The following is a 22,826-nucleotide window of genomic DNA, read 5'->3' as shown; positions in this document are numbered from 1 at the left end:
TCAAGGCTCGTGGTCCTGTTCCTGGTTTGAATGCTTAGACACACTCATCCCAGCAGGGCCACGGGCCCTTCTGTCATCTACGACACGAGATCAATTCCCCACAAACCACGAAGAGCCCCGAAGAGGGCCACGAGCGGCCACAGGACAATTGCCGCCAAGCCTTCCAGAATATTGCCGGGAACGTTCCATGCCACAAGATATCCATGCGTGGCGGCGACCACTACGCCGATGGCAAGATACACGATCCCGATCAGACCTATTCCGCGCCCGCCAGATTGGCGCCTGCCTATACCGCGCATCATCGCTCTTTTCCCGCTGCAGGGTGTGACTCCAATTATAGTGTCGCCGGGGTTGTTCGGGGAGGGGCACGGGCTTGCTTCGGGTCCGTCGGGCGGTAGAACCCGCCACTGAGCCGTTTCCGCTGGGCGGAAACGGCCCCTTGCCGTGGGTGCCGCGGACGGGCACGCTGGCTGGATGACCAAACTGCAGCCTGCCGCCAACATGTCCGGCCTTGACGTCTCGGCGCGGATCGAGGCGCAGCCGGACGGCGTTATCGCCCTGGATCCGGAGCTGGCGGCCCTTTGGGAGCTTGCGGCGCCGTTCCTGAAAGTCCGCGACAACGACGCCCACACGCTCTACGCCGTGGGGCTGGCCCGCGCGCTGGTGGATGCGCACCCGGAAGCGGATGCCACCGTCGTCCTTCCCGCGATCATGCTGCACGATATCGGCTGGTCGCAGGTGCCTCCGGCGGAAGTCCTCCAGGCGATCGCGCCGGGAGGCGGGAGACCGGACCTGGTGCTGCTGCACGAAAAGGAGGGTGCCCGGCTCGCCGCCGGGATCCTCGCCGAGGCCGGGTACGACGCCGGGAAAGTGCCGGCCATCCTGGGGATCATCGACGGCCACGACTCCCGGCGCGAGGCGCTCTCGATCGAGGACGCGATCGTCAAGGACGCGGACAAGACCTGGCGGCTCAGCCCGCACGGCATCGACACGGTGATGGACTGGTTCGGACTGGACCGCGGCCAGGCCTTGCGTCTGTGCAGCCAGCGCGTCCACGGACACCTGTTCACGGCAGAGGCGCAGGCCATGGCCCGGGCGTTGTCGGCGCTGGAATCGGTGACGCTGTGGCCGCAGCGTCAGGCGCTGCTAACGGTGCAGCGCTGGCCGGAGGAGGCGAAGATCATCGAGGGTGATGCCGGTGAGGGTCGCCCGGGTTGACCGGGACGGCCCGTCGGGGACAGGCCCAAGATGTGGGATAACGAGGACTGTCATGCCGGCGGCCACGGCGCTGGCCGCCCCGGTGTCCGTGTCCTCGATGGCGAGGCAATCTCGGGGGCGGATTCCCAAGGATGCCGCGGCCGTGAGGTATGGCTCGGGGTGAGGTTTGCCGTGGGTGACGTCATCACCGGCCACGACCTTGAGGAAGGCATCGGGACCGGCGCTTTGGGCGATATATCCGGCGACCGGCCGGAACGCCTGGGTGACCAGTGCGCAGGGGATCCGGGCCTGAGCGAGGCGCGTGAGGAGCTCCTGCGCTCCGGGCCGCCAGGGGATCCGGTCGCGGATGGTGTCCAGGACGTGTTGGACGAGCCGGTCGATGAGCTCCGGTTCGGCCAGGGGGACTCCGCGATTGCGCATCGCGGCCGCGGACACCGGCAGGGGTTTGCCGATGAAGAAGGCGGCATCGGCGTCGTTCCAGGGCACGTGGTATTCGGCGGCGAGATCGGCGCGGGCCTGGATCCAGAACGGCTCCGTGTCCACGAGCGTGCCGTCCATGTCCCAGAGCACCGCTGCGGGGTATCCGGTTCTGTTGTCCTGAATCTCAGGCACCGCTGTCCTTCCATGGGTGGGGCGGGCTGGTGGTCCCGTCGGCGCCGGCCGGGCGGCGTGGCTAAACGGCCAGCCCGAGCCCCCGCCTGCCGATGGGGTTGAGGTCGTTCTCGGGGAACCGGTCATCCCAGTCGGTTTCGTAGTGCTCCTCGGGAAAGTCCCGCGGTGAGCGTCCGGCTTTGAAGTCCTCTGCCACGACGGCGGCGTACCGGGTGTTCTTCTCGCACTGGGGGGCTGCCGGGATGTACATGACGTTGCCCCATCCTTGTTGGTCCTGCACGGGGGCGACGGCGTGGATCACGTCGCAGTGCCACCACACCGAGTCGCCGGCCTGCACATCGGGGATGGACGAGAGCGCACGCATCAGCAGAGGATGCCACTGTTCGCTGATCGGCAGGACGCGCCGTGGGCTGACGCCGCACAACTCGTCCTCCGGCACATCATCCAGCAGCGGACGAAGCAGGATGTAGGCCATCGCTTCGGGGATAGGGACCGTCTGCAGCACGCCCTGGTCGTTGTTCATGTCGGACAGGGCCGTCCAGCCTTGGAAGGTGCGGAAGGCCGAGCACATCGTGGATCCGCCCTCGTACTCGTCGACTTCGGTGCGGTAGGCGGCATCCCAGGGGTCGTACTTCTCCGGTTCGCCGTCGAACACGTGCCGGAACACCTGCTGGTAGGCCGGCAGGAGCCACCGTTCCAGGGCGCCGGAGTCGGTGTGCGGGCCCAGGCCGCTTGAGTCGGCGCCCGGCGGGCGGCGGCGGATCCGGTCCGGGTACATCGAGTCCTGGTCCGGGTCGAACCAGGTCCTCCCCTCGGATTCGAAGGTCCAGCGGCGGTTCAGGAATGACTGCACGGCGGCCATCCGCGGGTCCTGCCGCGCCTCCATCTGGGGGCGGGACCAATAGATCGGATAGATCTCCGGGCGGGAGGCGGACAGGGTGCCGAAGAAGTCGTCCCCCGGACCGCGGTACTTGGCATCGAAGTCATTGCTCTCCACGTAGTCCACGAGCTGCCGGTCCCATCCCAGCGCGGTCTCGTGGGGGAAGTGACCGCGTACGACGGCGCAGCCGCGCCGCTTCAGCGCGGCCAGCTGCGCCTCGCTGACCTGGCCGGCTTCGATGTCCCCAAAGTTGATAACCGGCCAGACCTCCTCGCCGCGGGCCCGGATGGCCTCGATTTCCTCGACCTGTACCCGGATGCGGTCCTCGAGCCGGCGGAAGACTCCTTCGACATCGCCGATCCGGTGGCGCAGTTCGCGTTTGAGGGCGCGGATCTGGCCCGGGACATCGGCGGGGACCTGAGGGGCTTGGCGGACTGTGTCCTGTTGATTCATTTTCATCGTTCTTTCTGTCGTCATTCCTAAACCGCGGTGTCTTGCATCGGGCACTTCGATGCGAGGGGGAAGCCTGCCGTCCGAGGGCACTGTCCGTGACACGTCCCTGGGAGCTCGTGACCCCGGACTTCGCGAAGGCCTAGCTCGTGGCGGCGGTCACCGGTGCCGGGGAAGATCGGCCGGGATCTGAGGGGTAGCGGGCGTCGGTTCCACGGCAATTCCTCCTATAGTAAAGAATCCTAACTAATTCCTTTTTCCAGTGTAGGGCACTCCGTTACGATGGGGAAGACCCCTATCGGAGGACCCCTGCCTTGACCCGTTCCCCGCACTCCCTGGCCCCGGCTGCATCGACGCCGCAGGCATTGGCCACGGTCACTGACCGGCGATTCTTCGAACATCTCCGCCGCAGCGGGCCCAGCTCCCGGGCGGCCATCGCAGCGGCAGCCGGATTGTCCAAGCCCACCGCCTCCGAGGCGGCCACCCGGCTGACGGAAGCCGGCCTGATAAGTGAGACGGGCCAGTCGGCCGGGCCGCGCGGCCGCACCGCGGCGATCTACGACATCGCCCCCGGCTACGGACATACTCTCGCTGTCGCGGTGACCACCGGCCGCGCCCAGCTCCGCGCCACTGATCTGCGCGGCAGCGTCGTGGGTGATTACCAGGTCTCGTCGGGAACGCCGCAGACCCGGGATCAGCTCGAGTCCGCCCTCGCAGGCCTGTTCGCCGAGTACCGGCGCGATGTCTCCACACCGTGCCTGGCCGCCGGCATCTCCCAGGCCAACCCCGTCGAGGCCGCCGGACAGGCCGTGCTGAGCCTGCCGAACGCGCCCTTCCCCGAAGGGCAGTGGAACCTGAGCGAACGGTTTCTCGGAGACTGCCGGGGGCCGGTCCGGGTTGACAACGACGTCAACTGGGCGGCCCTGGCGGAGCGCGAGTCCGGAGCGATGCGCGGCGTCGACGACTTCCTGATGGTCTATGTCGGTGCCGGTATCGGTGCGTCCCTCGTCATGGGCGGCGAGGTGCGCCGCGGCTCACACGGCATCGCGGGAGAGATCGCCTATCTGCGGCAGAATGGACGGACGCTGATGGAGCGTCTGCTCGATCTCGGGATCACCACGGCCGGCGGGCTTTCCCTGGACATGGACCGTTACCGCGGCCTCTTTACGGAACAGCCTGACTCCCCGGCGGCCGACGACTTCCTCGAACTGCTGGGCGAAGCCATCGGAAACACGGCCACCCTGAGCGACCCCGCGGCCGTCGTGCTGAGCGGGCCGCTGGTGGACTGCCCGGCATTTGTGGACCGCTTGCGCGTCATCCTGGTACCGCACCTGCTGGAACCCTCAACACTGCTGACCGTCAGCGATCTCGGCACAGAAGGGCCCCTGGCCGGGGCCTCATTGCATGCCCGTGACGCGGCCGTCGAAGGAATCTGGGCCGAATACCGCCGGTGATCCACCGGTCCGCCCCGCCAAAAACGCCCGCCACGGACGGCGGACAGATGAACGGATACCGGCGTTGAGTTCACGCGGGTCATCTATCTTTCGTTGACCAGCTGGATCTGCCTCGCTTCATGAAAAGTAGGAGGAAACAGTTGCTTGGGCGTTCGGTGTTCACAATCGCGCTCCGAGTACGCTTCCTTCATCTTTTCGAAAAGCCGTTGGGCCTCGGCTTTCAGGCCCGGGATATCGATGCCCGGGATGACGCCGTCGCGCATGACAAGGCGCCCTGCTACGACGGAATGAGTGGCCTGCCGGGCTGTTCCGTTGAGTAGGAGGGTTCGAACCGGGTCGTCCAGGACTCCGTCCCTGATGTCGTCAAGGGAGAACGCAACGAGGTCGGCCTGGGCTCCCACTTCCAGCCTCCCCAGGTCCGGGCGGTCCAGGGCGCGGGCGCCGCCAAGGGTCGCCGCTTCAAAGTAGTGTTCCGCGGGAGCTGCGTCCGGCCTGTGGTCAGGAAGCTTGGCGAGGTGCACGCCCGTATCCATGCCCCGGATGAGGTCCGGCGGGAAGGAGTCCGTTCCAAGGCACAGGTTAACGCCGGCCTCCCGGAAAGCAGCGAACGAGTCGAGGGCCATGCCGTATCTGAAGGACGTGAGCGGACAATGGATGATGGAGATGTTGGCCTCCGCCAAGGTCTGAAGATCGCCCAGGTCGGTGCCATCCACGAGCGGGTTGCGGTCCACGAAGATCCCGTGCGGGATGAGGAGGTGCTCCTCCATGAGCCCTGTCTGCTTCAGGAGCTGGAGGGGAGTTAGTCCGTGCCGGCGCTGCAGCAACTCCCGCTCCAGGGTCCCCTGAAGGCAGTGCAAACGTACAAGGGCATGCCGTTCGCGGGCGATTTCAGCCGTTGCACGCAGAAGCTCCGCGGTCAGCGTCTCAATCCTGCACGGCAACAGAACTCCGTTGACCAGGGGGTCCGCCAACTCCTGTGCGTAGTCAAGGAAACGAGCGGCGTCGGCAAGTCCGGAACGCCCCTGCTCCTCGTCGAATGCGACATCGCGTTGCCCATCGGCGCTGACGATATTGACCCCGGAACGGTAGGCCGGGCCCAGGTATCCCCGCAGCCCAATCTGGCGGGAGGTTTCAGCCATGCCGGCAAGCTCTTCAAAGCTTTCTGCCCAGGCGGAATGGATTTCCGATGCTATGGGCATGTACGTCGTGATGCCGTGCAGGGCCAGCTGCAGCAAAGCGTATTTGCGGATGGTCTGGCGTTCCTGCGCCGTGAAGACGTCCGCGCGGCGGTTGCGGAAGTAGTCCTCGGACCATTGCAGTCCACTGGCCCGGTCCGCGGATGCCCACGAATCGATCAGCAGGTGATCGATGTCGGTGAGGGCGTCAAGATCGATCAGGCCCGGTGTGATGAGGGAGCGGCCAAGATCCAGTGACTCGTCCGCGGGACCGTCGTAGTTCTGCCCGACGAAGACGATCTGACTGTCCTCATAGACAACGTCGCCGTCGCGGATGAGAAGGTGTTGACCGGCTTCATGTCCGAGCACGAATTCCGCGCTGAATTTGGTGCGCAAACCAACCTCCGATTCGATGATGGGGCGGACACTCAGTCGGACCGCACAGATCAAACCATAGCGATTTTGGTATACCGATGCCAGAACGCGGATGGGATTGCTGGAAGCCAACCTCCCGCAAGCCGCCAAAAAGCTGAGCTTAGAAAGTGATTTACATCTCGCCCGCACTGACCTATTCTATTTTGGTATACAAACCGGTTTGTGAGCTAGACACGACACGTACCCTCGACCGAGCAACCGCCTAGTACGGGTGGCAGGTCTTTCCCCAAAGGACAGTTACTCCCATGGCCTCAGAAGCCCAGTTAATCAATCAATCTGCCGCTGCGGTCCCGGATCAACAGATCACGCGCCGACACTGGTGGACGGTGGTAGCCGTGTCGATGCTTGTCTCAGTGGCGGCCGTTCTGATTGGCACGTACAAGTTCCAGCTTGGGCCGGCCCCGGTGGTCCTCTTCCCGATCATCTGGGCCGTGGTCCTCGGTGGAATCCTCGGAACCCAGCGCGTCCGGCGCGTCTCCGGGGCAAGCCGAGCCGTTGCAACTCTGCTCTTGGAGATTGGCATCATCCTCTTCCTCGCCCGGCTCGGCACCCAGATCGGTCCGTCTCTGGCGAAAGTGACTGAGATCGGTCCCGCCATCCTTCTTCAGGAAGTAGGGCACATCTTCGGCACCGTCATACTGGCGCTGCCGATTGCCGTAGCCATGGGGCTGGGCCGGGTGGCGGTCGGAGCCACCTGGTCAATCGACCGCGAATCCTTCCTCGCCTTCGCCATACAGCGCTTTGGAGTCCGTTCCGGAGAGTACAGGGGCGTCTTCTCCGTATGGTTGCTCGGCAGCCTCTTTGGTGCTGTATTCATCTCCCTGCTCGCCGGATTCCTCGGCGGACTGAACATCTTCGATCCCCGCGCACTGGCCCTGGGACTTGGACTCGGCTCGGCGTCGATGATGCTCGGGGGCGTCGGGGCGCTGTCCCTGCTCTACCCGGATCAGGCCGGCGAAATCATGGCGCTGGCCGCGTTGTCCAACCTCGTCACGAACATCGTCGGCTTCTATGCGGGAGTCTTCCTGTCGCTGCCTCTGTGCCGGAGGCTCTACGCCTTCTGGAGCCGCCTTTTCGGAAAGGACGACGACGGCAGGTCCACCCGCGGGGCGCGCAGCAAGCCGGCGCTGCCCACCGAAACGCAACTTGCCGCTCCGGTGGCAGTGGATGTGGATCCCACGCTCAAGGTGACGCCGCGAATCACAATTCTCGCCTTTGCCATTGCCGGAGCCTCGGCCCTTGTCATGAACGTCGTCGGGACAAGGAACTTCTCCTGGAATGATGCAGCGGGTGTGATTGTCCTGCTGCTGCTGACGGGCCTGTCATTCCGTCTGGCCCGGTTGCTTCCTTCGGTGCCATCGAGTGTGTGGGTGCTGACCATCACAACGGTGCTTTCGGCGCCGTTCCTGCCCACTGCGGGGCTCCTTGCCGGACTGACCCAACACCTGGACGTCATACTCATCGGGCTGCCGGCGCTGACCTTGATCGGGCTCACCGTCGGGCGGGACATCAAGGCGCTGAAGTCCCTGAGCTGGAAGATCATCGTGGTCGCCCTCGTGACCTACAGTGCATCCTTCATTGCGGCAGCCGCCTTGGGGCAGATGGCCCTCGGGCGGTAACGAATCCGGCGCGGAACCGCCGAAAAAGACGAAACAGTGAGGCGTGGAAGGGGCGACGGCGGAAACCGCCGTCGCCCTTGGCGCGCCTCCCACGGGGGCTCGCTGGTATTCCAAAGGACCTTTTAGGCGCAAGTAATGTCATCAAGTCACCCGTTCTGCCGCGCCGCCCCGAATCTCACGGTATTCTTGGTATACCAAATTATTGTCAGGAGACGACTGTGGAACAAATCCCCCAAGCGCCCTGGGAGCGGCCCCGGACTCTTCCGGCTTCAAAGATCGCATGGACCCTCATTGCCTTGAGCCTTGTTTCCATCAACCTTCGGCCGGCGATTACGACTGTTGCCGGATCCATGGGCCAGCTGGAACAGGGGCTCGGGATAAGCGCCCAGACGATTCCCCTCCTTGCAGCGCTTCCGGTGCTTGCCTTCGGGATTTCCGCCCCATGCGGGCCGTGGCTCGCCCGGCGCCTAGGGGCGGGGAGAGCCGTAGCTCTTGCGATGCTGATGCTCGCCGTGGCGCTGACCGCCCGCGTGCTGCTGCCGGCCCTTATGCTCCCCGGGACGTTCCTTGCAGGGATGGCCATCATGACGGCGAGCGTGCTGTTGCCCCAGATCGTCAAGGCCAATCAGGGCACCGGCTGGTGGACGGGGCTGTGCAGCATGGGCTTCGGCCTCGGAGCGGCACTGGGAGCGGGGCTGATCCAGCCGCTGCAGCACGTTGTGGGCGGAAGCCTGCAGGGTGCACTGGCCCTGTGGGCTGCTCCTGCTGTTCTGGGGGCAGTACTGATCCTCCGGCACGGCGGCGGGCGGACCGGACCCGTGGCTCCGGGGGCATCCGTTCTCCCCGCACGTGCCGTCGACCCCGGCAGCTCGACTGCTGACCCGCAGGCACGGCCCCGCGCCGCACGCGCACTGCGACAACAGGCAACTGCCTGGGCGGTGACAGCATTCTTTGGTCTCCAGGCGATGCTGTATTTCGCGGTAACTTCATGGCTGACGGTCCTCCTGGCGTCGAAGGGCATCACCGCCGGCAACGCTGCGGCGCTCCTTGCCTGGTTCAGCGTGGCCGGCCTTCCCGCCAGCCTATTGGCACCCGTGCTGGCCAGCCGGCCAGCGGTTCTCAAGATCATGGCACCAGGTTTGGGGGTGCTCGTGGCGGCTGCGTTGCTCGGGGTGCTGGCGGGCCCGGCTGAGCTGCAGTTCCTCCTGGTGGGTGTTTTGGGAGTTGTCCAGAGCGCAGGATTCGGGCTTGCCATTGCGCTCGTGGTGCTCCGATCGGCGGGGCCTCAAACCGCCGGGAAACTTTCGGCGATGAGCCAGGGCCTGGGTTTCGCCCTCGCCTCCCTGGGACCTCTGGGAGCTGCCCTGCTTCATGATGTGACCGGGGGCTGGGACGCTGCGTTCTGGGCCTTGGCAGGGGTGGCCATGCTGCTGGCGCTGGCGGGGTACTTCGCGGTGCATGGACGCATCGTGTCCGTCGAGGAAGGAACTGTGCCCGCCGGAGAGGCCCGGCCGGCCGGAGTCGGAAGCTGAGCAGGTGCAAGGCGGGCAACGAAAAAGTGGCAGGTCCCTCGAGCGTGGGACCTGCCACTTCTTGTTGCGGGGCTAAGGAACCAGTTGCAGCTGGTCCGCCACGACGCGTCCGCGGTGGATCACGGTGCGGTCGGTGCCCCGGTCCATGACCGCGGAGGCTACCGTCTCGCCGTCGACCAGCAGCAGCTCGGCCGGATCGCCGGCCTCAAGGCCCGGCCGGTGCGCGGTGCCTTTCAGTCGGGTGTGGGCCGGATCCAGAACGCTGGCGCCGCCCACTGTGGCGATCGCCAGGCAGTGTTCGATCAGCTCGTCCCGGCGGAATCCGTGGGTAAAGGCGAGCTGCCAGGTGCGGTCTAGCATGTCGGTATTGCCGTAGGGGGACCAGTAGTCGCGCTGACCGTCTTCGCCAAGACCGACACGGACTCCGGCCTCGGCCAGCAGCGGGAGCGGGAGCTGGCCGGATACCGCCGGAGCCACGGAGGCCATGGAAACGTCCAGCTCCGCGAACTCCTCGATGAGCCGGCGCGTGGTCGCCTCGGAGACGCTGCCCAGCTGATAGGCGTGCGACATGGTGACCTTGCCCTGCATCCCCAGGGCGCGCGTGCGCTCCAGGACGAGGTCCGTGCTGAACACACCGAGCTCACCGGGCTCGTGGAGGTGGATGTCGATGGGAACCTGATACTTCTCGGCCAAGCCAAACACGATGTCCAGATGGCGTGCGGGATCGCGGTCCAGGCTGCACGGATCGATGCCGCCCATCACGTTGGCCCCGGCCCTGAGGGCCTCCTCCATGAGCGGCACGGTGCCGTCCTCGAGCAGGAGGCCGGCCTGCGGGAACGCGATGATGTCGACGTCGGCTTGGTCCTCGAACTGTTCCTTGGCCGCCACAACGGCCTCGAACCGCTCCAGCCGGCAGTCCACGTCAATCTGGGCGTACGAGCGGACCCGGGTGGTGCCGCGCGCGATCATCCGGCACAGCGTGTTGTTGACCCGCTCCTGCAGCGGGACCTCGGCGTTGCGCCAGTTCTCCCGGTCGTTCATCATCATGGTCCAGACGCCGGGACCGCCGGTGTGCTCGCGGAACGGCAGGCCGATGCGGGTCGAGTCCAGGTGGACGTGGACATCCGAGAAGGACGGGAGCAGCAGCCGGCCGCGGCCCTCCACGACCGTCACTGCCTCGCCCAGGGTGCCGGACGCGTCCGACGGCGTTCGCACCGGGTCATGCGGTTCGATGCCGGCGATCTTGCCGTCCTTGAGCAGGACGTCGCTCAGCGCCTGTCCCCAGGGACGGACGGCGCGGATCAGGATAGTCAATGTAATGCTCCTTTGTGTTGGGTCTATTGCACACCGGCGGGGACGGCAGCTGCCAGCCCCGCGTGGTGGCAGGCCGGGGCGGCGGGGCCGGCCGGCGAGGGAACGTCGCTGATACAGAGCTGCTGCTGCCTTTCGGGCAGCGTGCCGAACAGCGGACAGCGCGTGCGGAACACGCAACCGCTGGGCGGGTTGGCCGGTGACGGGAGATCTCCGCGGAGCCGGATCTTCACCTGTTGCCGGGCTGCGCGCGGATCGGGCAACGGCACCGCAGACAGGAGCGCCTGCGTGTACGGGTGCCGGGGAAGGCGGAACAGTTCCTCGCGGGAACCCTGTTCAACAATCTTGCCGAGGTACATGACGGCCACCTGGTGGGAGATGTGCCGGACGATGGAGAGGTCGTGGGCAATGAAGATGTACGCGACACCGGTGTCGCGCTGGATCTCCTGGAGCAGGTTGACCACCTGCGCCTGGACGGAGACGTCCAGGGCGGACACCGGTTCGTCGCACACGATCACCGAGGGGTTCAACGAAATGGCCCGGGCGATACCCACGCGCTGGCGCTGGCCGCCAGAGAATTCATGCGGAAAGCGGTTGTAGTGTTCGGGCTTGAGGCCCACCTGTTCCATGAGTTCTTTGACGCGGTTCTTCAGCCCAGCGGGCGGATTGATCTTCTGCGCCACCATCGGCGCGGCGATCGCGGTACCGACCGTCTGCCTCGGGTTGAGCGACGCCAACGGGTCCTGGAAGATCATCTGGACCTTGCGTCGGAAGTTGTACAGATCCTGCCCGCGCAACTGGCTGATGTCGACGCCGTCGACGACGATCCGTCCGCCCGTGGGGTCCAGCAGGCGGGCGACCATGCGGCCCGTCGTGGACTTTCCGCACCCGGACTCACCCACAAGTCCGAGCGTCTGGCCTCGTTCGAGACTGAACGAGACGCCGTCGACGGCCTTGACGGTTTTGGCTTCGCGGCCACCGCCGGGGGAGAAGAGCCCGCCCTTGACGGGGAAATGCTTTTGAAGGTTCTCCACCTGGAGAATTGGCTGCCTGTCCATGGCGGGTCCTAACGCGAAGTCCGGATAGCGATGAGCTGGCGGCTGCTGAGATGGCAGCGCTTGCCGTGGCCGGCCTCCACCAGGAGCTCGGGCCTCTGCTCCCCGCAGACGTCGGCGCCGGCCAGGGCGGCGTAGTCGCACCGGGAGCTGAAGATGCACCCTGACGGCAGGTCAAGCAGCGACGGCGGCTGGCCGGGGATCGGGTTGAGGCGGCCGGAGGCGCCGGTGAGCGTCGGCATGGAATTGAGGAGGCCCAGGGTGTACGGATGCCGGGTGTCGTAGAAGATCTCGTCCACCGGGCCGGACTCGACGCATTGGCCGCCGTACATGACAAGAACGGAATCGCAGACCTCGGCCACGACGCCCAGATCGTGGGTGATGAGGATCAGCGCAGAGTTGGTTTCCGCCTGGAGTTCGGCCATGAGGTCCAGGATCTGCGCCTGGACCGTTACGTCCAGGGCCGTGGTGGGCTCGTCCGCGATGAGCAGTTCCGGTTCGCAGATGAGGGCCATGGCGATCATGGCCCGCTGCCGCATACCGCCGGAGAAATGGTGCGGGTACTCGTCGTAGCGCTGCTCGGGGCTGGGAATCCCCACCCGGCCGAGCATGTTGATGGCCGCAGCCCGGGCCTGCTTCTTGCTCGCCTGGTGATGGACGAGGTAGGCCTCCTCAATTTGCTGCCCGACTGTATAGAACGGGTGCAGTGCCGACAGCGGGTCCTGGAAGATCATGCCGATGTTCCGGCCACGCAGCTGGCGCATGCCTGACTCGGACAGCGTGATCAGGTCCTTGCCCTGGAACAGCGCCTGGCCGGAGACCTGGGCGGAGGTGCCTTTGAGCAGGCCCATCAGTGCCTGGCTCGTCACCGACTTCCCGGATCCGGATTCGCCAACGATGCCAAGCGTCTGCCCACGCTCAAGGGTGAAGTCCATGCCGTTGACGGCCGAGACCAGGCCGTCGTCGGTGGGGAACCCGACCGACAGGTTCCGGACGTCCAGGAAGGCGACGGTCCCGCCGTCGTCCGCTGCAGGGGTTGGCGCGGAGGACGGGAAAGCGGCCGGCGCGCCGCGATAGGAATGGGTCATTGGAGCCTCACTCGGGGATCGATGGCGGCATAGGCGAGGTCGACGGCAACATTGGCGACGATCACGAAGAAAGCGGCCAGCATGGTGATGGCCATGGTGACGGGCAAGTCGCCGGAGATCGCAGCCCGGACTGCCGTGAAACCGAGCCCCGGCACGGAGAAGATCTGTTCGGTGAGGACGGCGCCGCCGAGCAGCAGACCGATGTCCATGCCGAGCATGGTCACGATCGGGGTGATTCCGGCCCGGACGCCGTGCTTGAACGTCACGGTCCCCGGGGCCAGTCCCTTGGCCCGGGCCGTGCGGATGAAGTCCTCGCCGAACGTTTCAATCATGTTGGTGCGGGTGACGCGGATATAGGAGGCGCTGAACAGCACGGCGAGGGCAATCCATGGCAACAGATAGTTGAGTACCCAAGCCCAAGGACCCTGGGTGCCGAACGGGCTGTTGATCTCATTCGTGGTGAACGGCAGGAGATGAAGCTGATTGACGAACACCAGCAGCAGGAACAGGCCCGTGACCGGGATCGGCAGCGAGACTCCTACGGACGCGGCGCCGACGATGAACTTGTCGGTGGCGCTGCCTTTCCTGAGGGCTGCGAGCAGGCCAAGGCCCACGCCGGAAACCGTCCAAAGGACCAGGGCGCCCACTGCCATCGAGACCGTGTAGGGCAGCGACCGGCTGATGATGTCCGAGACGTTCTCATTCGTCTGGAACGATTTTCCGAGGCAGGGCCACTGGCAGACGGATTCGGCGCCGGGGGCACCGATCATGCGCGGCGATACCAGCCCGCGCATGTAGTCGGCGTACTGAAGGAAGAACGGCTGGTCCATGCCGAGGGCGACGCGCGCCTCGGCGACGCGCTGCGGCGTGCATTCCTGGCCGCACGCGGCCGAGGCCGGATCGGCTGGACCCAGCTGGAAGAGAGTGAAGGTGATGAAGCTGACGGCTATGAGTAGCAGGACCAGGGAGCCTGTCCGGCGAAGTATGAATCTGATCATTGTGGTTGCGGGCCGCCCGCCTGAATCCGGGCGGCCCGCGTCTCCTTCTGTGAGGACCGGTTAGTGCTCGACGCCGACAATCGACAGGTCGATGCCGCCGAAGAAGTAGCCCACTTGGGCGTTGCGGATGTTGGAGCCGACGACGCTGTTCGTGTGGCTGCGGACGAGCGGAATGATCGGGTAGGTCTTCAGTGCCTTTCCGAATTCCTCGGACCACTTCTTGCCCAGCTCCTCCGAGGTCCCCGCGGTGTCCCGCAGCTCAAACATGGCCTTGGACACCTCCGGGTCGAAGTAGCGGGACGTGTTGGAGAATCCGTAACTGGTGCCATCGTTGTTCGGGCCGAGGATGGGGTCCGCGGAGGTCCGGATCGAAGACGGATCGGCGCCGCCGCACCAGCCTGACCGTCCGATGTCCGGCAGTTGCTCACTGGCCATGACGGAGTAATAGTTCGGGGCCGGAATCGGCACCAGCTGTACGTCGATGCCCAGGGCCTTGAGGTTGTCCTGGACCACCGTGCCTGTGTTCTTGTAAGCGTCCCGGTTGTTGGCGTAGCCAAAGGTGAGGGTCTTGGGGTAGGTCTTGCCTTCGAGGAGCTTCTTGGCCTCGTCCAGCTTGGGCTTCCCGCTGGGATCGATCTCCAACTCCTGGGCCACGTACCCGCGCATCTTGTCGTTGAGCGGCGTCTGGGTGAGCTCGCCGAAACGGCGCCCCCCGTATTGGACCAGGATCGACTGGCGGTCCAGGGCAAGCGCAATTGCCTTGCGGACATCCGGGTCCGTGATCTTCTGCGTGTTCAGGCTCAGCACGTCGTTGCAGCCCAGCAGCCCTGAGGCGACCCGGTCCTTGACCTGGGCGTCGGCCAGCTTGGCCGAATCCGAGGTCTGCAGGGCGCCGTTCGAGTCCAGGGTGATGGCGTTGGTGTCGGCGTTGGCCAGCAGCTGCTGGCTGATGGTGGCCTGCGACGTGGACAGGGAGAAGCTGAAGGTGTCCGGAAGTGCCGTGCGGTTGGGGTCCGTCGCGGGATCCCAGTGCTGGTTGCGGACGAGTTTGAGCGACTTGCCGCGGTTGTACGATTCCACCATGTAGGGGCCGGATGAGACCGGATGGTTCGTGTAGTCCAGCTTGGTGTCCTTGTCCTGGGGCACAGGAGCGGTGTTGGACCGTGAGGCCAGCGCAGGAAATTCAGCGAACGGCTTCTTCAGGTGGAAGACGACAGTGCGCTGGTCCGGGGTCTCGACTGCCTGGAGCACGGCGGCAGGATCCTTGTAGGGGCCTTTGTAGCCGCCGGCGTCGAGCGCGGAATTCAGCTCCTGGGGCGCCTGGGTGTAGACGTCCTGGGCGAAGGTGCGTTCGATGCCGTATTTGACGTCCGCGGAAGTGATGGGGCGGCCGTCCTCGAACTTGACGCCGTCCCGGAGCGTGAACGTCCATGTGAGGCCGTCGGCTGATACTTTCCCGGTGTCCGTGGCGAGGTCCGGGACGATGGTGGGCGGCTGGCCTGCCGTCTCTTTGGCCATGGTGAGCGTCCGGTAGTACAGCTGTCCGACATTGGCCGTCTGGACGTAGTTGCTGTTTCCAGGGTCAAGTGTCTGGAAGTCGGAGGACATCAGGACGTTGATGTTGCCTCCCTTGGTGGTGAAGCCGGGCTTGACCACTGCCGCGGCCGAATCCGTCGCTGAACCACTGGCTTTGCTGGCGGCCGGCTGGCCCTGGGCCGCGGAACAACCGGTGGCTGCCACGGAGATCAGCACGGCAAGTGCCAGCAGTCTGGATGGATATTTCATGGTTCTCCTCATACGGGTGGGTGATGGTGATGGGTGCTAGTGGCGGGAGGCCTTGGGGTCCAAGGCGTCGCGAACGGCGTCGCCGAGCAGGTTGAACGCCAGGACGGTGACGATGAGCATGGCGCCGGGGACGGCCAGGAACCATGGATCGCTGAGGTACCAGTTGCCGGACTGGGCGGCGTTGAGCATCTGGCCCCACGACGGAGTCGGGTCTTTGACGCCGACGCCGAGGAAGGACAGCGCGGCCTCCGCGGAGATGTTGGTGGGGATGAGCATGGTCGCGTATACCAGCACGACGCCCATCACGTTGGGGATGATCTGCCGAAACAGCACGCTGAGGTGGGAGGCGCCGAACGAGCGGGCCGCCTCAACAAATTCACGCTCCCGGAGGCTGAGGACCTGGCCCCGGACGATCCGGGCAAGATACGCCCAGCCGAAGAATCCCAGGATGATGACCAGCGAGGCCATGGGCAGGAAGCTGCCCTGGCCCAAGGGCGTGCCGCGCAGCCGGGACTGAAGGATGGGCGTCAGCGACAGCACCAACAGGAGGTGCGGGAAGGCGAGGAAGAGATCCATGACGCGGCTGATGATCGCGTCCGTTTTGCCGCCGAAGTAGCCGGCCGCCGCCCCGAGCACGGTGCCAAGGACGACGGAGACGGCGGTTGAAAGGAGGGCGATGGTGAGGGAGACCTGACCGCCAAAGGCAAGCCGGGCGAACAGATCCCGCCCGAGCCCGGGCTCTACCCCCAGCCAGTGCTGCTCAGAGGGATACATGTAGCCGGGGAGAGGCAGGCCCGGGGTTTCGAAGTCATCAAGCACCTCCGGGCTGGTGTTGGAGGTGAAGGGATCATTTCCGGACCAGGCACTGAGGACAGGCGCGAGGACCGCAAAGAGCACGATGGCGACCACGACACAGAGGCTCAGCAGGGCGATCTTGCTCCTGCGGATCCTGAGCCAGGCAGTGGCCAGCAGCGACCGTGCCTGGGCGGCCCCCGTGCTGGCGGTGGTTTGGTCGCCGGGGGACATGGGGCGGCTGACGCCGCTGTTGCCATCGTCGCTGTCGCTGGCGCCGGGCAACGGACTCGCAGCAGTTGGTGTGGCACCGGACTGAAGCTGGGTCATCGGGAACGCTCGATTCAGGGTCCAAGGAGCAAGCTCCATCATTTTGTATACCAAACAAAGATTAGGGCACCATTTGTGCGATGTAAATCACAATCTAGCATCATCTGGAATACCAGAAAATGACGTGGCCTGGACGGCGCCGTGACTTGGCCGGCCTGCCGATCGCGGTGGCAACGCACTTGGGGGTTAGCTGCGCGGGAGCCTTTGCATGTGCCCGGAACCGGCAGTTGAGCGAGTGTATGCTCAGTTGGAACGCTGAGCGGCACCGTCCGCCAGGGCCACGGAGTGAGTGATGAGCGGCGGTGTGAGTGTGGTTGAACCCAAAGGTGATGCGCTGAACGGGCGGGATGACGAAGTCCGGGCCGAACACGTGTATCAGCTGGTCCTTGAAGGGATCGTGACCGGCAAATACGAGCAGGGCATGCGGCTGCGCGAACGGGAACTGTCAGAACTTCACAACGTGTCCAGGATTCCCGTGCGGGAGGCCATTCAGCGTCTGGAGCAGGACGGCTTCGTTGAAACTTTTCCCCGCAGGGGTGCGGCGGTGCGGCGGCTAACGCTCACGGACGTCAACGAACTCTTCGATGTCCGGCTGTGCCTCGAGACGTTCGCCGCGCGGACCGCGGCGGTCCGGGTTGCCGAGGGTCAAAGCGGCGCACGGCTGCAGGAACTCGTGGACGAAACGAGGTTGGCCATCGACGAGGGTCCGGAGGCGAAGGTTGCGAGTCTCAGCGCGGAATTCCACGCCGAGATAGTGCGGCTTTCCGGCAACCGGTTGCTTGTCGAATCGGTTAAGCCGCTTTTTGGCCGCATGCGCTGGATCTTCGGCCTGGCCCACAACCGCAGCAACGAGCTCCAGCGCGACGAGCATGTCGAGCTCTGCAATGCCATCCTCAAGGGCCGCCCCGATCTCGCCTATTCTCTGGCCTATTCGCACATTGAGCTGGGCCGTGAACCGGTTCTTGCCGGGCTCGCCCACACGCTCGCACCGTAGCCGGCTGAATTATTAGCCCTCCGGGTCTCCGGCTGTCGCCAAGCGTCCAAAAACGCCCGCCCGGGTTAGTCCGGGGCGGGCGTTACTGTCTCCTGCAGATGAAGTCCGCCTACAGGGGCTTGTCCCGATGTCCTTCCCGACTTGGCGGAGCAGGGCGTGCGGCACCAGATGATCAGGTGCCTCCCCCTCCCCCTGCCCCTGCCCCGGACTGGATAGCGGCGAGCAGGGCCGTTCCGTCGGGGCTGCCGAAGCCGGTGCAGGGGTCCCAGCCTGGCGCAGCCTCGTAGGAGCCGTTGTTGCCGACAACAATGTCGTGGAAGCCCGTGTTGGTGGATGCCATTTGGCCGTAGATGATGGCCTGCATAAGGCCAAACCGGCGGTTGCTCGCCTGGGCCAAACGCGCGACGAGGGCTGCCCAGAGCGGTGCCACGGCGCTGGTGCCTCCGATGACCATGTTTGTGCCGTTGACCCTTACTTTGTATCCGGTCTGCGGATCCGCGACCCCACAGACATCCGGCACGCCACGGCCCAGAAATTTCTTGGCGGGCTTACCCGACTTATGATGCTTGCCGTGGACGACGTGACCGTTCTGCCAGACAGGAACGGGGAAAGCGTCGCTGAAGCCGCCGCCGGTTGCCGAGTTCGGCCCGTCATTCCAGACCGTCTCACGGGTAATTTTTCCGGTAACCGGATCGGCCTCGAGCCGGGTTCCGCCGCAGGCGAGGGCATAGGGGCTTGAAGCGGGGAAATCGGCATGATCCTTGCCATCGCTGGCTCCGTCAGCGCTGCCGTTGTCCCCGGCCGCGGCGGTGACGGTGACGCCGAGGGCTGATGCGTCGGCGAAGGCCTGGTCGAATGCTGTGCGCGCCTGCGCCGTCCAGGCGTCCTCGCTCTGGCCCCAGCTGATGCTGATCGCCGCGGGCGTCGGGCTGGCGTGCGAGGCGTTGATGATCGCGTCGAGGAATCCGGCGTCGTTGTTCGGGGCGAAATAGACCAAGATGCCCGCTTTGGGTGCGAGGGCGCCGACAACTTCGACGTCGAGCATCACTTCGCCGTCCGCCCCGTTCGGATCCACCCCTGGCTGGTTGGCCGCCCCGTCCACTCCGACAGCCGTGACGTTGGGCGGCGTGATCCCGAGGCCGTTGAAGTAGGCGTTCAGGTCCGACGTCGAGTAGCCCCCGCCGAGTTCGATGATGGCAACGTTCTGCCCGGCGCCATCGGTGCCGGCCGGGAACTTGTAGATCTTTCCCAGCTCCGGCGGGGTGTAGCTTCTGCCCGCGGTTGCGAGGGGGATCGCGCGGAACTGGGCCCGGGCCTGCGGCCGGTCGTCAAGGCCGAGGACAGCGGTGACGATGCCGTCGAGTACCGCTGGGATTCTTAGTCCTCCGGTGCGGTGGCGGTGGGTGACCCCGGCGCCGTGGGGTCCGGCGCTTGTCACTTCATTCAGACGGGTGCCGAAGATATTGCTAAGCGTTTCAATAGTCCCTGCCAGACGCAGCCGGCGCGAGGCCGGATCCGCCTCCAGGACTTCAGCCCCGAGCCGCGTGAAAGTGTCCGTTGCGAGCTGCATGTCATCCTGGCCGGCCCCGTGGTTTGCTGCCAGATTTTCGACAGACATCGGTTCCCTGACCGTCTCCGGAATCGGCGCCTTCCGGCGCAGGATCACGGTCACCTCGATCCTGCGGGACGGATCAACTGGTCCGTGTTCGGCCTGGACTTCCGGTACCCCCTGGCGCTCCGAACCTGGCAGGGGAACGCTGTCCTCAGCGGAAGCGGGACGGGTAGCTGGCTTGTCACTCATGGTGTTCTCCTATGACGTGGACATTCATTCGTAAGGGAGGAGGCAGGATGTTCCTGGACCCGGAGGATCCGAGGTTTGATCGGCCATTGATGGATCATTCCTACGGCTGTCAGTCACTGGTCGGACAGCCGTCAGCTTCGTGGGGATATTCACTTAGTGGTGTAGCCGGTACCGTCTCAGACTTCAAGACCTTTCCGCTTCGCCGGGCGCTACTTGGGGCGGGCGGCCAGGGCGAACTCCAGCGCCGTGGCGGAAGTGGTGCTGCTGTCGATCCGCCAGTCTGTTTCTTTGTTGAAGCCGAACCAGACCACCGTTGTGACGTCGGTCTGGGACGCCAGATAGCTGATCAGGGCCGTGTTCCAGTCGGCTTTGGACCCGCCTTGTTCTGCCGACGACGTTTCTGCCACGAGCACTTGTTTCCCCGGCGCGAGGCGTCGTAGTTCGGGCGGAGCCTGATTGAAGTCCTCGTAGGACAGAATGACGGGCGGTGCCTCGCCGGCGAGGGACGCGGCCTGGTCCAGTTCCGCCGATGCCAGCGGTCCGCCCGTGGTGCCGACGCCGAGGCGCAGCGGTGCGCTGCTGATGGCCGGCGGCGATGTCACAGGCGTTGCGGCAGCGACGGTGAAGGCCGCGGAAGCCTTGACGGTGCCGGATACGGCCTGAATATCAAGGACCTGTTGGGACGTTGGCGGGATCACGACGTCGGCCGTGAAGTATCCGGAGGCAGCGACGGTGAGGCCGCGGAATTGACGCCCGCTGAGTCTTCCGGGGCTCTTCTTGGGGAAACCGGCGCGGTGACGGTGACGGTGGTTCCGGCCGGCCCTTGGTCGGGCTGAGGCCAATGGATGCGGATGCGGCCTGCGCAGGTACCTCCACGAGTGCCAGGCTTGAGGCCAGCAGGGCAAGGATGCAGGCCAGGGTCCTTAGTGGCTTCATCGGGACTCCTTGACCGGGCCCCGGGAATGCGGGGCGGCGTGGCGGGACGCGGCTTGCCTACCGGAAGCCGTAGCGTCCAGTGTCCGTCAGGAACGTACCGCACCGGGAGCCATCAGTGGCAGCAGATCCCAAGGACTGGCCAAGGGTTCCGCTCATTCGTGCGGCGGGGGCGTGCTCGGCCAGAGGTTTTGAGCAGGTTACACCCGAACCCTTTAGGGCCCTACAGCCCTGTTAGTGGGGACAAGGCCACAACGGCGTAGCGGCCAGTGTCGCCGTGTCCACTATGGCCGCTGCTGGCGCAAACGGTGTAGGGCCGGTACGTGCTGTCTGTGTGCAGCAGGCGCACTGTCGCGCGGGTGGAGGGCTGAGCTTTTTCAACGGTGTCCCTAAAGGCGCGGTAATCGTCCGGGTGGATGACGTGGGGGAGGTAGCCGAATCTCGGTGACTGGATGCCGAACCGCTGCCAAGAGCCGGACGTCATGAAGGTCTGCCAGCAGGTGGTGTCGACGGCCATCAGCACCCGCTCCTCGGCGAGTTCGAAGACGGCGCGTAGCAGGCTGCTGGACTGGAAGTCCCCGAAGCCAGGCGTGATCGGGGACGGGGCGGCCTCCTGAACCTCACGTGTGATGGCGCGCAGCCACTTGCCCTGCCGTTGTTCGTCAGGGATGACCCGACCGGACACCTCGAGGTTCTTGATCCCGGGCAAAGCAGACGAGAACCGGGTGATGATCTTGTACGGCACCAGATAGCGTTGCGCGTTCATCGAAGCGATGGCCGCGTCGATGGTCACCTTCATCCGGGTTCTGTCCTCGGGGGAGATCAGTTCGCTGACCCATTGGTTCATGTCCCCGGTGGGGCTCTCCCCGGAACGATCGATCTCGTAGATGGCGAAGAGGTCATCGTTCCAGGACGTTTCAATGTGCCCGGTGGAGGAGATCGTCCACTCCAGGGCGCCGATCGGCGGGCGCGGTGGCGGGTTGTCTCCCGCCGCAGTGTAGACGGCCAGAACTGCAAGAACCGTGTTCGTCATCGGAGAGTTGATCGGCACTGCGAGAACACGGTAATCGATGCCCCGATGGTGGACGGGGTCGTGGAGTTGCTCTCCGGTCTCAGCGACGGCTTTGATCCGGTCCATCAGCAATTCGCGGCCCAGCGGATCGAGGTTTTTGCGGACACTGGACCCGGAGTAGTTCACCGCACCGACGCTCAGGAGACCGGGCTGCTCCTTGTTGAGATAGTCCACCAGGACCCATCGGCCTCGCGTGTCGCCTAACGTGTTCATGACTCCTGCGCCCGTCGCTCATATAGGGTCGTTTCCGCCGCGCATTATGACGCAACCAATTGGCATGACCAGGGGCCATCCTCCACCATTTGGGGCTTATGTCATATTTTTTGTCAAAACCGTGCCGCCAAGGGTCCTGGATCACGACTTGTGGATTTGAGTTTGCCTGAACCGATTGGCATCATGTGTCTACCAAGCCCATCTGGCGGATGCCCGGCAGGCTGTACAAAGCGTCATCTGATCACCATCTTCAGGAGTACAGTCCTTTGCCCGACCCTTTTGCGCATTCCGGCCACACCGCATGGCAGCCCTCATCACAGGTTTCCGAACAGGCTCCCGGCTTCTTCTTTGTCGAAGGCCCGGCATCCAACTGGATCATCGTCCGGGACGAGTCCGGTTTCATCCTCGTTGACAGTGGCTACCCCGGCGACACGGACTTCGTCCTGAAATCCATCGAGCACGCCGGGCTGAAGCCGGCCAATGCCCGCGCCATCCTCATCACGCATGGTCACGTCGACCACACCGGGTCGGCGGCCCTGTTTTCCCGTACGTTCGGGACCCCGGTCCTGTGCAGTCCCGAAGAGCTGGCGCACGTCCAGGGACACGAAAAGCACCAGGTCGGCCTGGGACAGGTTGTCCTCCGCGCCTGGCGTCCGCGCGTCCTGCGCTGGATGAGTCACGCGATCCGGGCCGGTGCGCTGAACGCCGATCCAGCCACCGAGGCCCGGGCCTGGACGGCGGAGCAGCTCCGGGAACTCCCGGGCAGCCCTGAGGCGATTCTGGTTGCCGGCCACACGCCGGGCAACGCCTCCATCTATTTCCGCGGCGCCGGGGTGATCGCCACCGGCGATTCCTTGATCACCGGGCACCCTCTGACTCGGCAAAGAGGCCCGCAGATGCTCCATCCGATGTTCCATACGGAGCCGGGCACCGTACTGTCCGCGACCCATGTCCTGGACGGCGTAGAAGCGTCGGTCATTCTTCCGGGCCACGGTCCCGCGCTAGCCATGCCCCTCTCCTACGCCCTGGCATCCCTCCGCGCCTGACACCTCAGCCCGGGCTCGTCTCCGCTGTCGGTC

19 protein-coding genes are annotated in these 22,826 nt (G+C 65.2%); 6 read left to right on the top strand and 13 right to left on the bottom strand.

Features of this window, described 5'->3' with window-relative positions; genetic code table 11:
• Window positions 1-77: 77 nt before the first annotated feature.
• Window positions 78-242 (bottom strand): hypothetical protein, encoded by a 165-nt coding sequence (locus tag AC1DBQ_RS03480; RefSeq protein ID WP_476927179.1) that lies wholly within the window; start codon window positions 240-242, stop codon window positions 78-80.
• 232 nt (window positions 243-474) lie between these two features.
• On the opposite strand from AC1DBQ_RS03480, the gene AC1DBQ_RS03475 reads away from it, so the two are divergent.
• Window positions 475-1,218 (top strand): HD domain-containing protein, encoded by a 744-nt coding sequence (locus AC1DBQ_RS03475; protein WP_476927178.1) that lies wholly within the window; start codon window positions 475-477, stop codon window positions 1,216-1,218.
• Here the strand turns inward: AC1DBQ_RS03475 and AC1DBQ_RS03470 are convergent.
• Together AC1DBQ_RS03470 and AC1DBQ_RS03465 are read right to left on the bottom strand one after the other, a co-directional pair.
• Window positions 1,147-1,830, bottom strand: coding sequence for an HAD family hydrolase (locus AC1DBQ_RS03470; RefSeq protein ID WP_476927177.1), 684 nt, complete (start codon window positions 1,828-1,830; stop codon window positions 1,147-1,149). The two genes, AC1DBQ_RS03475 and AC1DBQ_RS03470, sit on opposite strands and share 72 nt — an antisense overlap.
• Window positions 1,831-1,891: 61 nt before the next feature.
• A complete protein-coding gene (locus tag AC1DBQ_RS03465) occupies window positions 1,892-3,163 on the bottom strand; it encodes a DUF1479 domain-containing protein (RefSeq protein ID WP_476927176.1) in 1,272 nt (423 codons plus the stop codon).
• 311 nt (window positions 3,164-3,474) lie between these two features.
• Between AC1DBQ_RS03465 and AC1DBQ_RS03460 the strand changes: the two genes are divergently transcribed.
• On the top strand, window positions 3,475-4,614 hold the full coding sequence (locus AC1DBQ_RS03460) for an ROK family protein (protein WP_476927175.1): 1,140 nt from the start codon (window positions 3,475-3,477) through the stop codon (window positions 4,612-4,614).
• Between the two features lie 83 nt (window positions 4,615-4,697).
• On the opposite strand, the gene AC1DBQ_RS03455 is transcribed toward AC1DBQ_RS03460, so the two are convergent.
• Window positions 4,698-6,185 carry a chlorohydrolase family protein gene (locus AC1DBQ_RS03455; RefSeq protein WP_476927174.1) on the bottom strand — a complete coding sequence of 496 codons (1,488 nt, stop codon included), beginning with the start codon at window positions 6,183-6,185 and terminating at the stop codon, window positions 4,698-4,700.
• Window positions 6,186-6,565: 380 nt separating this feature from the next.
• Here AC1DBQ_RS03455 and AC1DBQ_RS03450 point away from each other — a divergent pair, with 380 nt between their 5' ends.
• Both AC1DBQ_RS03450 and AC1DBQ_RS03445 read left to right on the top strand, forming a co-directional pair.
• Window positions 6,566-7,843, top strand: coding sequence for a DUF3100 domain-containing protein (locus AC1DBQ_RS03450; RefSeq protein WP_476927180.1), 1,278 nt, complete (start codon window positions 6,566-6,568; stop codon window positions 7,841-7,843).
• A gap of 218 nt (window positions 7,844-8,061) precedes the next feature.
• Window positions 8,062-9,375 carry an MFS transporter gene (locus tag AC1DBQ_RS03445; RefSeq protein ID WP_476927173.1) on the top strand — a complete coding sequence of 438 codons (1,314 nt, stop codon included), beginning with the start codon at window positions 8,062-8,064 and terminating at the stop codon, window positions 9,373-9,375.
• A 72-nt stretch (window positions 9,376-9,447) separates the two neighbouring features.
• Here the strand turns inward: AC1DBQ_RS03445 and AC1DBQ_RS03440 are convergent, their stop codons facing one another.
• Genes AC1DBQ_RS03440 through AC1DBQ_RS03415 form a run of 6 tightly spaced genes read right to left on the bottom strand, consistent with a single transcriptional unit; the run spans window position 9,448 to window position 16,734 of the window.
• Window positions 9,448-10,689 carry an amidohydrolase family protein gene (locus AC1DBQ_RS03440; RefSeq protein WP_476927172.1) on the bottom strand — a complete coding sequence of 414 codons (1,242 nt, stop codon included), beginning with the start codon at window positions 10,687-10,689 and terminating at the stop codon, window positions 9,448-9,450.
• 23 nt (window positions 10,690-10,712) lie between these two features.
• The gene (locus tag AC1DBQ_RS03435) at window positions 10,713-11,744 is read right to left on the bottom strand and encodes an ABC transporter ATP-binding protein (RefSeq protein WP_476927171.1); all 1,032 of its coding nucleotides are present in this window, start codon (window positions 11,742-11,744) and stop codon (window positions 10,713-10,715) included.
• Between the two features lie 8 nt (window positions 11,745-11,752).
• A complete protein-coding gene (locus AC1DBQ_RS03430) occupies window positions 11,753-12,829 on the bottom strand; it encodes an ABC transporter ATP-binding protein (protein ID WP_476927170.1) in 1,077 nt (358 codons plus the stop codon).
• Window positions 12,826-13,827: an ABC transporter permease gene (locus AC1DBQ_RS03425; RefSeq protein WP_476927169.1), complete on the bottom strand. Its 1,002-nt coding sequence runs from the start codon at window positions 13,825-13,827 to the stop codon at window positions 12,826-12,828. Before AC1DBQ_RS03425 ends, AC1DBQ_RS03430 begins: the two co-directional genes overlap by 4 nt.
• 60 nt (window positions 13,828-13,887) lie before the next feature.
• Window positions 13,888-15,612, bottom strand: a complete 1,725-nt coding sequence (locus AC1DBQ_RS03420; protein WP_476927168.1) for an ABC transporter substrate-binding protein — start codon at window positions 15,610-15,612, stop codon at window positions 13,888-13,890.
• A gap of 36 nt (window positions 15,613-15,648) precedes the next feature.
• The gene (locus AC1DBQ_RS03415; RefSeq protein WP_476927167.1) at window positions 15,649-16,734 is read right to left on the bottom strand and encodes an ABC transporter permease; all 1,086 of its coding nucleotides are present in this window, start codon (window positions 16,732-16,734) and stop codon (window positions 15,649-15,651) included.
• Window positions 16,735-17,026: 292 nt separating this feature from the next.
• On the opposite strand from AC1DBQ_RS03415, the gene AC1DBQ_RS03410 reads away from it, so the two are divergent.
• Entirely contained in the window at window positions 17,027-17,728 is a 702-nt protein-coding gene (locus AC1DBQ_RS03410) for a GntR family transcriptional regulator (protein ID WP_476927166.1), read from the top strand.
• Window positions 17,729-17,900: 172 nt separating this feature from the next.
• Here AC1DBQ_RS03410 and AC1DBQ_RS03405 read toward each other — a convergent pair whose 3' ends face one another.
• The 3 genes from AC1DBQ_RS03405 to AC1DBQ_RS03395 form a co-directional block, all read right to left on the bottom strand.
• A complete protein-coding gene (locus AC1DBQ_RS03405) occupies window positions 17,901-19,529 on the bottom strand; it encodes a S53 family peptidase (protein ID WP_476927165.1) in 1,629 nt (542 codons plus the stop codon).
• Between the two features lie 209 nt (window positions 19,530-19,738).
• Complete coding sequence (locus tag AC1DBQ_RS03400) at window positions 19,739-20,227, bottom strand: hypothetical protein (RefSeq protein WP_476927164.1); 489 nt, start codon at window positions 20,225-20,227, stop codon at window positions 19,739-19,741.
• Between the two features lie 458 nt (window positions 20,228-20,685).
• Window positions 20,686-21,747 carry a hypothetical protein gene (locus AC1DBQ_RS03395; protein WP_476927163.1) on the bottom strand — a complete coding sequence of 354 codons (1,062 nt, stop codon included), beginning with the start codon at window positions 21,745-21,747 and terminating at the stop codon, window positions 20,686-20,688.
• Window positions 21,748-22,013: 266 nt separating this feature from the next.
• Here AC1DBQ_RS03395 and AC1DBQ_RS03390 point away from each other — a divergent pair, with 266 nt between their 5' ends.
• Entirely contained in the window at window positions 22,014-22,793 is a 780-nt protein-coding gene (locus AC1DBQ_RS03390) for an MBL fold metallo-hydrolase (protein WP_476927162.1), read from the top strand.
• The last annotated feature ends 33 nt before the right edge of the window (window positions 22,794-22,826 follow it).

The sequence above is a fragment of the Arthrobacter sp. 10T413_2 genome (genome assembly GCF_056394205.1).
The sequence above is the reverse complement of the archived record's forward strand: the minus strand, read 5'-3'. Positions and strand labels throughout refer to the sequence as shown.